Source organism: Streptomyces sp. NPDC048659 (assembly GCF_040650575.1).
Classification (GTDB): domain Bacteria; phylum Actinomycetota; class Actinomycetes; order Streptomycetales; family Streptomycetaceae; genus Streptomyces.
Genome location: NZ_JBEZHM010000012.1, coordinates 44676 through 60484, shown reverse-complemented (window position 1 = coordinate 60484; position 15809 = coordinate 44676). Strand labels below are relative to the sequence as shown.

At 70.7% G+C, this 15809-nt stretch carries 8 protein-coding genes; 5 read left to right on the top strand and 3 right to left on the bottom strand.

Annotated features, from left to right (window positions below):
* Nucleotides 1–79: 79 nt before the first annotated feature.
* Both AB0C99_RS12295 and AB0C99_RS12290 read left to right on the top strand, forming a co-directional pair.
* A complete protein-coding gene (locus tag AB0C99_RS12295; RefSeq protein WP_362473330.1) occupies nucleotides 80–1636 on the top strand; it encodes an MFS transporter in 1557 nt (518 codons plus the stop codon).
* 112 nt (nucleotides 1637–1748) lie between these two features.
* Nucleotides 1749–3683, top strand: a complete 1935-nt coding sequence (locus AB0C99_RS12290) for a PA14 domain-containing protein (protein ID WP_362473327.1) — start codon at nucleotides 1749–1751, stop codon at nucleotides 3681–3683.
* 111 nt (nucleotides 3684–3794) lie between these two features.
* On the opposite strand, the gene AB0C99_RS12285 is transcribed toward AB0C99_RS12290, so the two are convergent.
* Together AB0C99_RS12285 and AB0C99_RS12280 are read right to left on the bottom strand one after the other, a co-directional pair.
* Nucleotides 3795–5324 (bottom strand): UDP-N-acetylglucosamine 1-carboxyvinyltransferase, encoded by a 1530-nt coding sequence (locus AB0C99_RS12285; RefSeq protein WP_351661050.1) that lies wholly within the window; start codon nucleotides 5322–5324, stop codon nucleotides 3795–3797.
* A 262-nt stretch (nucleotides 5325–5586) separates the two neighbouring features.
* Nucleotides 5587–6192 (bottom strand): sigma-70 family RNA polymerase sigma factor, encoded by a 606-nt coding sequence (locus AB0C99_RS12280; RefSeq protein WP_362473324.1) that lies wholly within the window; start codon nucleotides 6190–6192, stop codon nucleotides 5587–5589.
* Nucleotides 6193–6248: 56 nt separating this feature from the next.
* Here AB0C99_RS12280 and AB0C99_RS12275 point away from each other — a divergent pair, with 56 nt between their 5' ends.
* On the top strand, nucleotides 6249–7184 hold the full coding sequence (locus tag AB0C99_RS12275; protein WP_362473321.1) for an alpha/beta hydrolase: 936 nt from the start codon (nucleotides 6249–6251) through the stop codon (nucleotides 7182–7184).
* Between the two features lie 157 nt (nucleotides 7185–7341).
* Entirely contained in the window at nucleotides 7342–10056 is a 2715-nt protein-coding gene (gene acnA, locus AB0C99_RS12270) for an aconitate hydratase AcnA (protein WP_362473318.1), read from the top strand.
* A gap of 60 nt (nucleotides 10057–10116) precedes the next feature.
* On the opposite strand, the gene AB0C99_RS12265 is transcribed toward acnA, so the two are convergent.
* The gene (locus tag AB0C99_RS12265; RefSeq protein ID WP_362473315.1) at nucleotides 10117–13950 is read right to left on the bottom strand and encodes a GH92 family glycosyl hydrolase; all 3834 of its coding nucleotides are present in this window, start codon (nucleotides 13948–13950) and stop codon (nucleotides 10117–10119) included.
* 402 nt (nucleotides 13951–14352) lie between these two features.
* Here AB0C99_RS12265 and ngcE point away from each other — a divergent pair, with 402 nt between their 5' ends.
* A complete protein-coding gene (gene ngcE, locus AB0C99_RS12260; RefSeq protein WP_362473312.1) occupies nucleotides 14353–15792 on the top strand; it encodes an N-acetylglucosamine/diacetylchitobiose ABC transporter substrate-binding protein in 1440 nt (479 codons plus the stop codon).
* Nucleotides 15793–15809: the final 17 nt, after the last annotated feature.

The following is a 15809-nucleotide window of genomic DNA, read 5'->3' as shown; positions in this document are numbered from 1 at the left end:
TCGGGTGCGGGGGCCGGGCTTAGGGTCGAAAGGTGGACTGACCGGCCCACGGCTTCCCCAGGTGAGGGCGCGATGCGCCATGAGCACACCCAAGCCGACCACCCCGCAGGCCGTCGCCCCGAAGAGGAAGGGCGACGGCAAGGGCATCGCCCTCTTCGTGATCGCCTCCTGCCAGTTGATGGTCGTCCTCGACATCACCATCGTGAACATCGCGCTCCCGCACATCCAGAGCGCCCTGGGCTTCTCCACCACCAGCCTGTCGTGGGTCGTCAACGCGTACACCCTCACCTTCGGCGGACTGCTCCTGCTCGGCGGGCGGGCCGGTGACATCCTCGGCCGCCGCCGGGTCTTCATCTTCGGCGTTCTGCTCTTCGGCCTCGCCTCGCTCTTCTGCGGCCTCGCCCAGAGCGAATGGCAACTCCTGGCGGCCCGCTCGCTGCAGGGCGTCGGCGGCGCGATCGCCTCGCCGACCTCGCTCTCCCTGATCACGACGACGTTCGACGAAGGCCCGGAACGCAACCGGGCGTTCGGCGTCTTCGCGGGAGTGTCGGCGGGCGGCGGCGCGATCGGACTGGTGGCGGGCGGGATGCTCGTCGAATGGCTCGACTGGCGCTGGATCTTCTTCGTGAACGTGCCGATCGCCCTGCTCATCGCCTTCCTGACACCCCGGCACGTCAAGGAGTCCGAACGCCACCCGGGCCACTTCGACCTGGCGGGCGCGCTCTGCTCGACCCTGGGGATGGCCGCCCTGGTGTACGGCTTCATCCGCGCGGCCCAGGAGGGCTGGCGCGACCCGTACACGATCGGCTCGTTCGTGGCGGCGATCGTTTTGCTCGTGGCGTTCGTGCTGAACGAGCGGCGCTCGCAGCAGCCCATCACGCCGCTGCACATGTTCGCCGACCGCAACCGCTCCGGCACCTACGCGATCATGCTGTGCCTGGCGGCGGCGATCTTCGGCATGTTCTTCTTCCTGACCCTCTTCGTTCAGCAGGTCCTCGGCTTCAGCCCGCTGTCGACGGGCCTCGCCTTCCTGCCGGTCAGCGCGATCATCGCGGTGGGCGCCGGGTTCACCTCCAACCTGCTGCCGCGCTACGGCCCGAAACCGTTCATGGTGACCGGTTCGCTGCTGGCGGCGGGGGGCCTGTCCTGGCTGACGCTGACGGACGTCGACTCGACGTACCTGGGCAGCATCCTCGGCCCGATCCTGGTCTTCGGCCTCGGCATGGGCCTGATGTTCGTCTCGCTCACGATCACGGCCCTGTCCAACGTCGAACAACGCGAGGCCGGCGCGGCCTCCGGCCTCCTCAACGCCATGCAGCAGGTGGGCGGCTCCCTCGGCCTGTCGATCCTGGTCACGGTCTTCGGCACCGCCAGCCGCAACGAGGCCCACACCCAGGTCCCCCTCTTCCTCTCCCAGGCGAACCCCCTGGAGAAGGCCCAGTTCGCGAGAACCGGCCAGCTCCCCCCACCCTGGGGCGACCAGGTCCTCAGCTCCGGCGTCTCGGCCGGCTTCGTGACGGCCGCCATCTTCGGCGTCGTCGCCTTCCTCATCGCCCTCCTCGTCATCAAGGTCCGCCCCTCGGACATCGAACGCCTCAAGGGCGACGGGATGATGCCGGGCGGCGGGGGCGGCTGACCGGCGCGAAAAGCTCGTACAACCATGCGATCCCCTCGGTGGTCTGGATCACGGCCGTGCCGTCCGGCGCGGCCGCGACCGCAGCCCGAGACCGAAGGACCCCCAGAACCGCATGAGAACAGCTCGACACACCGCGGTGGCCACCACCGTGGTGATCGCCGCGGCCGGTGGACTGCTCACCACCACCGCCGTCCCCGCCACCGCGGCGGTGCGCTGCGCCGCTCCCGCCTACAAGCGGGAGTTCTTCGCCAACACCACCCTCACCGGGACCCCGAAGCGCACCGACTGCGACACGGCCGTGAACGAGAGCTGGAGCGGCGCCCCCGCCGCGGGGCTGCCCCGGGACCGGTTCGGCGTCCGCTGGACCGTCACCCGCGACTTCGGCTCCGGCGGCCCCTTCACGGTGCCCATCGAGAGCCGCGACGGCATCCGGATCTACCTGGACGGCGCCCGCGTCTACAACCTCTGGGCCGACTACTCCGCCGTCCAGAAGCGGACCCTGAACCTCACCATCCCCAAGGGCCGCCACACCCTGCGCGTCGACTTCGTCAACTGGACCGGCGCCGCCAACGTGAAGTTCTCGTACGCGCCCCGGACCGCCGCCTCCGTCGACAAGGTCAAGCCGCTCGCCCCGGCCGGCGCCACCGTCGCGTACGACAAGGCCACCGGGCGCGCCAAGGTCTCCTGGGCCCGCAGCCAGGAGATGGACCTCGCGGGCTACCGGGTCTACCGGCGCCTGGACGGGCAGCCGTTCCCCGCCCGCCCCCTCGCGTCCACCACCGGGCTCTCCGTCACCGACACCCCGCCCGCCACCGGACAGCGCTTCCTCTACGAGGTCCGCGCCCACGACCGGGCGAACAACGAGGGCTCCGGCACCGCCGACCTCGCCGTCACCACCGCCGACCGCACCGCGCCCGGCGTGCCCGGGACGGTCACCGCCGCGGTCGCGGCCGACGCGGTCCTGGTGAGCTGGGCGAAGGCGGCCGACGCCACCGCCTACCAGGTGCTGCGCTCCGCCACCGCCGACGGCGCGTACACCGCCGTCTCGCCGTGGGTGTCGAACACCGAGTACCGGGACACCACCGCCGGCATCCGGCAGCAGTGGTACTACAAGGTCGCGGCCCGCGATGCGGCCGGCAACACCTCCGCCGCCTCGGCGCCCGGCACCACCGGCGCCCCTGACCTGACCGCGCCGGACCCGGTCACCGGCCTCGCGGTCACCGGCACGACGGCCGGCAACGGCGTCACCTGGACGGCCTCCGCCGCCACCGACACCGTCGGCTACGAGGTATGGGCCGCCCCGGTGGGCCAGTCGGACCCGGACGGCCCCGACTTCGTCACCGGCACCTCCCTCCACGACCCCCTCGCGGAGACCGGCGTCCCGTACGCGTACCGGATCGCGGCCGTCGACGCCCACGGCAACCGCTCGGAGCCCGTGGCCGGGGCGGCGACCCGTCCGGCCCCCGCCGACGTGGCGACCCCGACCCTCACCGAGGGCCGGCCCTACGACATGTACAACCGGGTCTCCTTCACCGTCCCCGAGGGCACCACCGGTGTCAGCGGCCACCGCCTCTACCGCCGCACCGACGCCAGGGGGGCGTGGACCGCGGTGGACCTGGTCAACGGCGGCGGCACCGCCACCGACCGCACTGCCCCCGTCGGCCGCTCGGCCTACTACCTGGTCGCCGTGGACCACGAGGGCCGCGAGGGCGCCCCGTCCGCCCCGCTCACGGTGGAGCGGACCTCCCCCGTCCTCACCGCACCCCTCAGCCCGCCCCGCCTGACCGTCGTCCAGGACGTCCGCACCGCCGTCCGCGTGACGGTGCGGCCGGCCGAGGCGGACCTGGGCAAGGGCGTCAGCGGTTACGAATGGCACGCCACCTGCACCGCCACCCCGGCCTGGCGCACCGTCACCGGGGAGTCGGCCACGATCGACTTCTACGCCCCGAACGCGGGCCCGTGCACCCTCCGCGTCTTCGCCAGGGGCCCGTACGGCACGGGCAGCAGCGAGACGTCGGCGACACAGGAGTTCTTCTGGACGCGCTGACCGGACCCTGACGGGACGACCCGAACGGGGACGACCCGAACGGGGGCGGCCCATCGGCCTTGAAGCCGACGGGCCGCCCCCGTTCCGTACCGCTCCGCGCGCTCCTCGGGCTCAGATGTCCCGGAAGATCTCGATCTGCGCCCCCACCGAGTTGAGCCGCTCCGCCAGCTCCTCGTAGCCGCGGTTGATGACGTAGACGTTGCGGAGGACCGAGGTGCCCTCGGCGGCCATCATCGCGAGGAGGACGACCACGGCCGGGCGGAGGGCCGGCGGGCACATCATCTCGGCGGCGCGCCAGCGGGTGGGGCCCTCGACCAGGACGCGGTGGGGGTCCAGGAGCTGGAGGCGGCCGCCGAGGCGGTTGAGGTCGGTGAGGTAGATGGCGCGGTTGTCGTAGACCCAGTCGTGGATCAGGGTCTTGCCCTGGGCCGTGGCCGCGATGGCCGCGAAGAAGGGCACGTTGTCGATGTTGAGGCCCGGGAAGGGCATCGGGTGGATCTTGTCGATCGGCGCCTCCAGTTTGGAGGGGCGGACCGTCAGGTCGACCAGGCGGGTGCGCCCGTTGTCCGCCGCGTACTCGGGCGAGCGGTCGTGGTCAAGGCCCATCTCCTCCAGGACGGCGAGCTCGATCTCCATGAACTCGATCGGGACCCGGCGGATCGTCAGCTCGGACTCCGTGACGACGGCGGCGGCGAGCAGGCTCATCGCCTCGACCGGGTCCTCGGAGGGGGAGTAGTCGACGTCGACGTCGATCTGCGGGACGCCGTGCACGGTCAGCGTGGTGGTGCCGATGCCGTCGACCCGGACGCCGAGCGCCTCCAGGAAGAAGCACAGGTCCTGGACCATGTAGTTGGACGAGGCGTTGCGGATGACGGTCACGCCGTCGTGGCGGGCGGCGGCCAGCAGGGCGTTCTCGGTCACCGTGTCGCCGCGCTCGGTCAGCACGATCGGGCGGTCCGGGGAGACCGACCGCTCCACCTGGGCGTGGTACAGGTTGTCGGTCGCCGTGATGTCGAGGCCGAAGCGGCGCAGCGCGATCATGTGCGGCTCGATCGTGCGGGTGCCGAGGTCGCAGCCGCCCGCGTACGGCAGCTTGAAGCGGTCCAGGCGGTGCAGCAGCGGGCCGAGGAACATGATGATGGAGCGGGTGCGGATCGCCGCCTCGGCGTCGATCGACTCCATGTCCAGCTCGGCCGGCGGCACGATCTCCAGGTCGACACCCTCGTTGATCCAGCGGGTGCGGACGCCGATGGAGTTGAGGACCTCCAGGAGCCGGAAGACCTCCTCGATGCGCGCGACCCGGCGCAGCACGGTGCGGCCCTTGTTGAGGAGCGAGGCGCAGAGCAGCGCGACGCACGCGTTCTTGCTCGTCTTGACGTCGATGGCGCCGGAGAGGCGGCGGCGGCCGACGACCCGCAGGTGCATCGGGCCGGCGTAACCGAGAGAGACGATCTCGCTGTCGAGGGCTTCGCCGATGCGGGCGATCATCTCAAGGCTGATGTTCTGGTTGCCGCGCTCGATCCGGTTGACGGCGCTCTGGCTGGTGCCGAGCGCCTCGGCGAGCTGCGTCTGCGTCCAGCCACGGTGCTGGCGGGCGTCACGGATGAGCTTGCCGATGCGTACGAGGTAGTCGTCTGCCATGCCGTCACGTTATCTCAGATATGAGATGACGTTCGCGTTGGGGTGGGCCATCGGAGTGACGGGATGTGTGCGAGTGGGTGACGCGCTCCCCGTGGAGGGGGAGTTCGAGCCCACGTTCCCGGCGCGCCCGAGCCCCGCCCGCCATTGACGGACCGTGAGACCTCGGCTTGCCCGATCATCCTCCTATGTACCTTTTATGGCAATCATTCCGCGCCTGTGCGGCGTGTCGGCCCGGCGTGTCCGGGCGGCCGCTCCTCCCGCGTCACTCCGCCTCCCGCAGCCGCGCCCGCTCGATCCGGCGCGCCAGCTCGCGCCGCGCCGAGGGGCCGCCGGACTCGCCGGACGCGTCCGCCGGCCCGCGCGTGTCGAGCGCGCGGGCGATCCGGTCGTACGCCTTCCGGTACGCGCCCGGCAGTTCCGTCGCCCGCTCCCGGAGGTCCGCCTCGACCAGGCGCCGCAGCGCGTCCATGTTCTGGGGCGTGAACCGCTTCCGGCCGCGCGCCAGCGCGTGCGCCGGGCGGGTGCACTGGGCCATGCCGTCCAGCGCCTCCGACAATTCCTCGGCCAGTCCCCACAGGCGCCCTTCGAGCCACGGCACGTCGCCCGGCTCGGGCTCCGCCGGGTCCGCCCGCTCCCCGGCGCGCGGCTTGGCCAACTGCTTGGAGACGGCCGGCTGGCTCATCCCGGCGAGCCGCGCGAGGCGGTCCTGCGTCCACCCCGCGTCCGCGAACAGCTGGATCATCGCGGCGCGCGTCCGGCGCATCTCCTCGCCCGCCCGGACGACCTCGTTCATCTCCGCGAACAGGTCCGCGACCTGCCGCTCGGTCAGGCCGCCGGGCGTCGTGCCCTTGTCGCTCCCCGGTGTCATGACTCAGTTATACCCGTCGCTCGACGGGGCGCATAACCTCGTTATATAACGTGGTTATGAGCATCTCTCCGGCCCCCCTTTCCGTCGCCGCTTCCCTCCCCGCCCCTACCCTCCTCTCCGCCCCCGCCTTCCTCCCCGCCCCCGACGGCACCCGCCTCGCCCACCGCCGCTCCGGCTCCGGCGACCCCCTCCTCTGCGTCCCCGGCGGTCCCGCCGACTCCGCCTACCTCGGCGACCTGGGCGGACTCTCCGCCCACCGTGCCCTGGTGATCCCCGACCTGCGCGGCACCGGCCGCTCCGCCGTGCCCGTCGACCCCGGCTCGTACCGCTGCGACCGTCAGGTCGAGGACATCGAGGCGCTCCGCCGCCACCTCGGTCTCGACCGCTTCGACCTGCTCGGCCACTCCGCGGGCGCCGACATCGCCACCGGGTACGCCGCCCGGTACCCGCACCGCGTCGCCCGGCTCGTCCTGGTGACGCCCGGGGCGCGGGCCGTCGGGATCGAGACCCGGGCCGAGACCCGGCGCGCGCTGGCCCTGGAGCGGGCGGACGAGCCGTGGTTCCCGGCGGCCTTCGCGGCGCTGGAGGCGATCGTCGCGGGGGAGGGGAGCGACTGGGAGGCCATCGCCCCGTTCCTCTACGGGCGCTGGGACGAGGCCGCCCGGCGGCACCACGACGGGGCCCGGCCCGGCAACCCCGAGGCCGTCGCGGGCTTCGGCGCCGAGGGGGCCTTCACCCCGGCCGTCACCCGCGCCGCGCTCGCCGCCTTCCCCGGCCCGGTGCTGCTGCTCGCGGGCGCCCACGACCTGAACAGCCCGCCGGCCGCGGTGGCCGCGTACGCCGCCCTCTTCCCGTACGCCACGCTCCGCGTCCAGCCGGGCGCGGGGCACTATCCGTGGCTCGACGACCCGGAACGCTTCGCCGCCGCGGTGGAAGGCTTCCTCGCTGCGACGTCCGCCACAGCGCGGCCGGGCATGACCGACCGCCGGTGATGTACTAGAGTTATCTCGACATCGAGATATCTGCCGAGGCGCACCGCTGCCGCCACCCCGGTAAGGGTTACCTAACTTAGCCTTACCTTAGCGGATCGACGACGTGTACGTGGCGGCAGGATGTGGTGGAACGCGCACATATATGAAGGAGACTGTCGTGTCGGCGAACAGCTTCGACGCCCGCGCCACGCTGCGCGTGGGTGACGAGTCGTACGAGATCTTCAAGCTGGACAAGGTCGAGGGCTCGGCCCGGCTGCCTTACAGCCTGAAGGTTCTCCTGGAGAACCTGCTCCGCACCGAGGACGGCGCGAACATCACCGCCGACCACATCCGGGCGCTCGGCGACTGGGACTCCCAGGCCCAGCCGAGCCAGGAGATCCAGTTCACGCCGGCGCGCGTGATCATGCAGGACTTCACCGGCGTGCCCTGCGTCGTCGACCTCGCCACCATGCGCGAGGCCGTCGCCGCCCTCGGCGGTGACCCGGCGAAGATCAACCCGCTCTCCCCGGCCGAGATGGTCATCGACCACTCCGTCATCGCCGACAAGTTCGGCACCAACGACGCCTTCGCGCAGAACGTCGAGCTGGAGTACGGCCGCAACAAGGAGCGCTACCAGTTCCTGCGCTGGGGCCAGACCGCCTTCGACGACTTCAAGGTCGTCCCCCCGGGCACCGGCATCGTCCACCAGGTGAACATCGAGCACCTGGCCCGCACCGTCATGGTCCGCAACGGCCAGGCGTACCCCGACACCCTCGTCGGCACCGACTCGCACACCACCATGGTCAACGGCCTCGGCGTGCTGGGCTGGGGCGTCGGCGGCATCGAGGCCGAGGCCGCCATGCTGGGCCAGCCGGTCTCCATGCTGATCCCGCGCGTCGTCGGCTTCAAGCTGACCGGCGAGCTCCCGGCCGGCACCACCGCCACCGACCTCGTGCTCACCATCACCGAGATGCTGCGCAAGCACGGCGTCGTCGGCAAGTTCGTCGAGTTCTACGGTGAGGGCGTCGCCGCCACCTCCCTCGCGAACCGCGCCACCATCGGCAACATGTCGCCCGAGTTCGGCTCCACCGCCGCGGTCTTCCCGATCGACGGCGAGACCCTGAACTACCTCAAGCTCACCGGCCGCTCCGCGCAGCAGGTCGCGCTCGTCGAGGCGTATGCCAAGGAGCAGGGCCTCTGGCTCGACCCGGCCGCCGAGCCCGACTTCTCCGAGAAGCTGGAGCTCGACCTCTCCACGGTCGTCCCGTCGATCGCCGGCCCGAAGCGCCCGCAGGACCGCATCGTCCTCGCGAACGCCGCCGCGCAGTTCGCCCAGGACGTGCGCAACTACGTCGCCACCGCCGACGAGGCCGGCCAGGAGTCCTTCCCGGCCTCCGACGCCCCGGCCGTCTCCAACGGCGTCCCGTCGAACCCGGTCGAGGTGACCGCCCCCGACGGCACCACGTACACGATCGACCACGGCGCCGTCACCGTCGCCGCGATCACCTCCTGCACCAACACGTCGAACCCGTACGTGATGGTCGCCGCCGCGCTCGTCGCGAAGAAGGCCGTGGAGAAGGGCCTGACCCGCAAGCCGTGGGTCAAGACCACCCTCGCCCCGGGCTCGAAGGTCGTCACCGACTACTTCGACAAGGCGGGCCTGACCCCGTACCTCGACAAGGTCGGCTTCAACCTCGTCGGCTACGGCTGCACCACCTGCATCGGCAACTCCGGCCCGCTGCCGGAGGAGGTCTCCAAGGCGGTCAACGAGCACGACCTGGCCGTGACCTCGGTCCTCTCGGGCAACCGGAACTTCGAGGGCCGCATCAACCCCGACGTCAAGATGAACTACCTGGCCTCCCCGCCGCTGGTCGTCGCGTACGCCCTCGCGGGTTCCATGAAGGTGGACATCACCAAGGACGCCCTCGGCGTCGACCAGGACGGCAAGCCGGTCTACCTGACCGACATCTGGCCGACCGAGGCCGAGGTCAACGACGTCGTCGCCAACGCCATCGGCGAGGACATGTTCAACAAGTCCTACCAGGACGTCTTCGCGGGCGACGCCCAGTGGCAGGCGCTCTCCATCCCGACCGGCAACACCTTCGAGTGGGACGCCGAGTCGACCTACGTGCGCAAGCCCCCGTACTTCGAGGGCATGACGATGGAGACCACCCCGGTCACCGACATCGCCGGCGCCCGCGTCCTGGCCAAGCTGGGAGACTCGGTCACCACCGACCACATCTCCCCGGCCGGCGCCATCAAGGCCGACACCCCGGCCGGCAAGTACCTCACCGAGCACGGTGTGGAGCGTCGTGACTTCAACTCCTACGGCTCGCGCCGAGGCAACCACGAGGTCATGATCCGCGGCACCTTCGCCAACATCCGCCTGCGCAACCAGATCGCGCCGGGCACCGAGGGCGGCTTCACCCGCGACTTCACCCAGGCCGACGGCCCGGTGTCGTTCATCTACGACGCCTCGCAGAACTACCAGGCCGCCGGCACCCCGCTGGTCATCCTGGGCGGCAAGGAGTACGGCTCCGGCTCGTCCCGCGACTGGGCCGCCAAGGGCACCGCGCTCCTCGGCGTCAAGGCCGTCATCACCGAGTCGTACGAGCGCATCCACCGCTCGAACCTCATCGGCATGGGCGTCCTCCCGCTCCAGTTCCCGGCCGGCCAGTCGGCCGACTCGCTCGGCCTGACCGGCGAGGAGACCTTCTCCATCGCGGGCATCACCGAGCTGAACGAGGGCACGACCCCGAGCACGGTCAAGGTCACCACCGACACCGGTGTCGAGTTCGACGCGGTCGTCCGCATCGACACCCCCGGTGAGGCGGACTACTACCGCAACGGCGGCATCATGCAGTACGTGCTGCGCAACCTGATCCGCGGCTAGAAGGCCAGACGTAAGGCCCGTCCCCCCTGGGGGACGGGCCTTACGCGTGCGCCGGGACGGTCAGCCCAGCAGCTCCACCTCCGCCAGCTCGCCGCCCGAGCCGCCCGGTCCCGTCGGCACCAGCCGGTACTTCGCGTACGTGCCCGGCTTCGCCACCGAGAACGCCCGGGTCTGCCGGTCCCAGGCGAAGGACTCGCCGGTCCGCCGGTCCAGGTCCCGCCAGGTGACGCCGTCCGCCGAGCCCTGGAGCACCCAGCCCGTCGGGGCCTTCGCCCGGTCGCCGGTCGAGGTCAGCGTGTACTGGACCGCCTTCCCGGGCGCCGCCACCGGCAGGTCCAGCGGGCCGGCCAGCGCGCCCGCCGTCGCCGAGGTGTCGTCGAAGAGGGGCCCCACGCCCCGCACCAGGTCCGCCCGAGGCTCCGGCACCGCGTCGCCCTTCGTGATCGAGACCGGCGCCGCCGAGCCGCCGGTGCCCCAGGCCGAGGGCTTGGCGCCCATGTCGAAGCGCAGCACCCCGCCCTTGGCCAGCAGGTCGTGCGGCAGCGCGGTCGAGGTCCAGCGCTTGCCGTTCAGCTTCACGCCCTGGACGTAGATGTTGCGGGCGCTGTTGCGCGGCGCCTCCACGACCAGGGTGCGGCCGTTGTCCATCCGGACCGTCGCCTTCGTGAAGAGCGGCGAGCCGATCGCGTACTCCCCGCCGCCCATCACCAGCGGATAGAAGCCGAGCGCGGAGAACAGGAACCAGGCCGACTGCTCGCCGTTGTCCTCGTCGCCGTGGTAGCCCTGCCCGATCTCGCTGCCGGTGTAGAGCCGGGCGAGGACCTCGCGGACCTTCTCCGCCGTCTTCCACGGCTGCCCGGCGGCGTCGTACATGTACGGCACGTGGTGGGCGACCTGGTTGGAGTGCCCGTACATGCCCATCCGCACGTCCCGCGCCTCCGTCATCTCGTGGATGACGCTGCCGTACGAGCCGGCCAGGTCCGGGCTCGCCGTCTCCGGGGTCGAGAAGTACGCGTCCAGCTTCTTCGCCAGCCCCGCCCGCCCGCCGTACAGGTTGGCCAGCCCCCGGGAGTCCTGCGGGGCGGTGAAGGCGTAGCCCCAGCCGTTGGTCTCCGTGTAGTCGTAGCCCCAGACCCGCGGGTCGTACGACTCCGAGGGCAGCCGCCAGGCGCCCTTCGCGTCCCGCCCCTGGAAGAAGCCCGCCTTCGCGTCGAAGAGCGAGACGTAGTGCCGGGCCCGGTCCAGGAAGTACTCCGACTCCTCCCGGTAGCGCTTCTCGCCGGTCTTCTCGTAGAGAGCCCGGCCCATCGTCGCGATGCCGTAGTCGTTGAGGTAGCCCTCCAGCGACCAGGACAGGCCCTCGTGGGTCTCGGTCGAGGCGTAGCCGGTGAAGGGCGAGGTCTCCATGCCCTTGCGGCCGACGCCCCGGCTGGGCGCGACGACGGTGGCGTTCTTCAGCGCCGCCTCGTACGCCGCCTTCGCGTCGAAGTCCACGCCCTTCACGTACGCGTCCGCGAACGCCACGTCCGAGGAGGTGCCGGTCATCAGGTCCGCGTAGCCGGGGGAGGACCAGCGGGAGATCCAGCCGCCGTCCTTGTACTGCTGCACGAAGCCGTCGACCAGCTCGCCCGCCTTGCGCGGGGTGAGGAACGAGTACGCCGGCCAGGTCGTCCGGTAGGTGTCCCAGAAGCCGTTGTTGACGTACGCCTTGCCGTCGACGATCTTCGCGCCGGTCCGGGTCGGGGTGTCGGGCCCGGTCGGGGCGGAGAAGGGGCTGGCGTACTTGTAGCCCGAACCCACCTTCTCGTAGCCGGAGTTGGGGTACAGGTAGAGCCGGTAGAGGCTGGAGTACAGGGTCACCAGCTGGTCGTGGCTCGCGCCCTCGACGGTGACCCGGCCGAGCACCTGGTCCCAGGCGCGCTGGGCCCGCTCGCGGACGGTGTCGAAGCCGGTGCCCGCCGGGATCTCGTCGGCCAGGTTCGCCTTCGCCTGCTCGACGGAGATCAGCGAGGTCGCGATCCGCAGCCCGACCGTGCGGTCCGCGCCCGCGTCGAAGCGGAAGTGGCCCTTCACACCCTGCTCGGACGGCTTGCCAGAGCCGGTGACCGGCGCGTCGAAGACGCCGTACACGAACATCCGGCCCGCGCCCGTGGACAGCCCGCTCTTCACGTCCGAGAATCCGGTGAACGAACTCGTCGCCGGGTCGAGGGTGAGCCCGCCCTGGTCGGTGACGTTGTCGAAGAGCACGGTCGCGTCGGCGCCCGGGTAGGTGAAGCGCATCGCCGCCGCGTGGTCGGTCGGGGCGATCTCCGCCTTCAGCCCGTTCTCGAAGGTGACGCCGTAGTAGTGCGGCCTCGCCGTCTCGTTCTCGTGCCGGAAGGGCAGCGCCCGCGCCGTCCGGTCGGCGGGCGGGGGCCCGGCGGCGGCCGAGGGCATCAGCTGGAAGGTCTGCCGGTCGCCCATCCAGGGGCTCGGCTCATGGCTGGCCGACAGCGCCTGGAGGACCGGCAGGTTGTCCGCGTTGTTGCTCCGCGCGTACTCGTACAGCCAGCTCTGGGAGGCCGAATTGGTCACCGGCGTCCAGAAGTTGAAGCCATGCGGCACCGCCGTGGCCGGGAAGGTGTTGCCGCGCGAGAAGGCACCCGAGGAGTTGGTGCCCCGGGTCGTCGAGGCGTAGTCGGAGAGCCGGGCGAGCGGCCTGGCCGGCTTGCGCGGCGCGAGCGACACGTCGTCGATCCAGCCCTGGAACTTCGCCGGGCCCTTGGGGGAGTCGTACGCCACGAGGATCCGGTCGACGGTCTTCCCGTTCGCGACCGCGCCGATCCGGGCGGTGACCTGGTTCCACTGGTTGACGTAGAGGCGCTTGGCGGCGCCCTGGCCCTGCGGGGTGAGGAGCCCGCCGTGGGTGTCGGTGGCGCCGAGCTCGCTCAGATAGGTGCCGTCGGTGAAGGCGAGGTCCACGGCGACGTTGGTGGCGGGGTAGTTCAGGTCCGTCTCGTTCATCGCCGGGAAGACCCGGTACGCCAGCTCGGTGTCCCGGGTGATCCGGGTGTCGACGTCGAAGACCTTGTTGTACGACCAGCCCCGGCCCTCGCCCTTGTGGGTGCCGGCGTAGCGCAGCGCCCGCTTCCCGGTGAAGCCCGCGCCCGCCTTGGCGGTGGGGGAGCCGCTGGGCCCGCGGTCCACCTGGCTGCGCATCTCCTCGGGGACGGGCTGGGAGGTGTCCCCGTTCGAGAACTGAACGTCGGCGAGCTGGGTGAGGCCCGCGCCCGCGTTCTTGGTGATCTCCAGCCGGTAGTGGGCGTAGGCCGTGCCGCCGCCCGCGAGGTCGTACGGGCGGGTCTCGAAGCGCTTGGCGAAGGACTCGCCCGCGCGCGTGTCGAGGACCGTCCACTCCTTGCCGTCCGCCGAGCCCTTGAGGGTCCAGTCCCGGGGGTCGCGTTCGGCGGCGTCGTTGGCCGAGGTCAGCGCGTACGTCGCCAGCCGCACCGGCTCGTCGAGGTCGAACTCGATCCAGGCGGTGGGCTCGAACGCCAGCCATTTGGTGCCCGGTTGGAGGTCGGTCAGGTTCTCCTTGACCTCGCCCGAGCCCGCGTTCTCGGCGCTGGCGCGCAGGGCGGTGACGCGGTCGGTGACGTTGCCGGGGATGCCGGTGGCGAAGCCGCCGTCCACGCCGCCCGTCCGCTTCCTGCCGTCCGGGCCGACTTCGACGGTGTTCCGCCAGGTCGGCTGGGGTTCGTCCGCTTCGAAGGAGCTCGTGAACTCCCGTGCGGAGGAGTCGTGTTCGGTCGAATGGTCCGTTCGGTCCGGAAGCGCCTGAGCCACCGCGGGGGTGAGGCTCAGTACCAGTGCCGCCGAGGCCGCCAGACAGACCGCTCTGAGAGGGGGACGCATGCCGTGTCGTCGCTCCTGCCGGTGAAGTTGAGACAACGTTGTCATTCACACTGAGCAAGTCCCCAGGAGACGGCCAAGTGACGGGTGGTGTCAAGGGTGTTGAGGGCAAAATCGGGGAGGAAATGGGGCAGAAGCGCCCTGGAGAGGCCGCAGGTCTCAACTCGGAGACGACTCTTGGGGAAAGCTTGTTTCGATCTTGCTCCGGCGGCGGGAAGTGGACTATACCTGTCGGCGTCCCGCCCGTTGTGACGCTGCGCACGACGGCCCGACCCATGTACCACCCAGCTGCACACGTACGACCCAGCTGCAATTGACCGCGGTGGCGGGGCCCTTCGCCTGAGGCGAATCTCTACGGGTGACCGGTACACCGCCAGAGTCCTGAATGAAGGCGAGGACTTGAGCATGGGATCCACCCCCGCCCAGAACCATGAGGGCCTCGGCCGTCGCGATCTGATCAAGCGTTCCGCCGCCCTCGGTCTGATCTCGGTGCCGACCATGAGCTTCCTGTCCGCGTGCGCCTCCGGTGGAGGCGACGAGACGGGCGGCGACAAGCCCAAGGGCGAGAAGACGAAGGACAATCCCTTCGGCATGACCAAGGGCGGCAAGATCGACGTCGTCGTCTTCAAGGGCGGCTACGGCGACGACTACGCCAAGGCGTGGGAGGCCAGCTTCAACAAGAAGTGGGGCGTCACCGCGACCCACACGGGCACCCAGGAGATCACCGGCAAGCTCCAGCCCCGCTTCAACGCGGGCAACCCGCCGGACATCGTCGACGACTCCGGCGCCCAGAAGATCAAGATCGACGTGCTCGCGAAGAACGGGCAGCTGCTCGACCTCGCCGAGGTCCTCGACGCGCCGTCCGTCGACGACCCCGCCAAGAAGGTCCGGGACACCCTGATCCCCGGCACCATCGACGCCGGCCTCCAGGAGGGCAAGGTCGTCGCCCTCAACTACATCTACACGGTGTGGGGCCTGTGGTACTCCGGCAAGCTCTTCAAGGAGAACGGCTGGACCGAGCCGAAGACCTGGGACGAGTTCCTGGCGATCTGCAAGGCCGCCACCGCCAAGGGCATCGGCGGCCTCGCCCACCAGGGCAAGTTCCCGTACTACATCAACGTCGCCATCATGGACCTGATCGCCAAGAAGGGCGGTCTGGACGCCATGAAGGCGATCGACAACCTGGACCCGAAGGCGTTCGTCGGCTCCGCAGCGGCCAAGGAGGCCGTCGAGGCGGTCTACGAGCTGGTGGAGAAGGGCTACCTGATGGCCGGCACCAACGGCCTCACCCACACCGAGTCGCAGACCCGCTGGAACCAGTACAAGGCCGCCTTCATCACCTGTGGCTCCTGGCTGGAGAACGAGCAGCTCAAGCAGACGCCGGAGGACTTCGACATGAAGTTCATGCCGATGCCCCTGCTGCCCGGCAGCGCCATGCCGTACGAGGCCATCCGGGCCGGCTCCGGCGAGCCCTTCATCATCCCCTCCAAGGCCAAGAACCTCACCGAGGCCAAGGAGTTCATGCGGATGATGCTGTCGAAGGAGTGGTCGACGCTCTTCGCGAAGGAGGCCAACTCCCTCACCATCCTCGCCGACGGCGTGGACCCGAGCGTCAAGCTGCGCCCCGGCACCCAGTCGACGGTCGTGGCCTCCAAGGCGGCCGGCACCAACACCTTCCGCTACCTGTACACCGAGTGGTACAGCGAGATGGACACCGAGATCCAGAACGCCTCCAACGAGCTGATGGCCAAGCGCATCCAGCCCGCCGAGTGGCTCAAGCGGGCCCAGGCCGCCGTCGACAAGGCCGCCAAGGACCCGGCGTCCAAGAAGAACCGCCGCGACTGACCGACACCTAGCAAAAA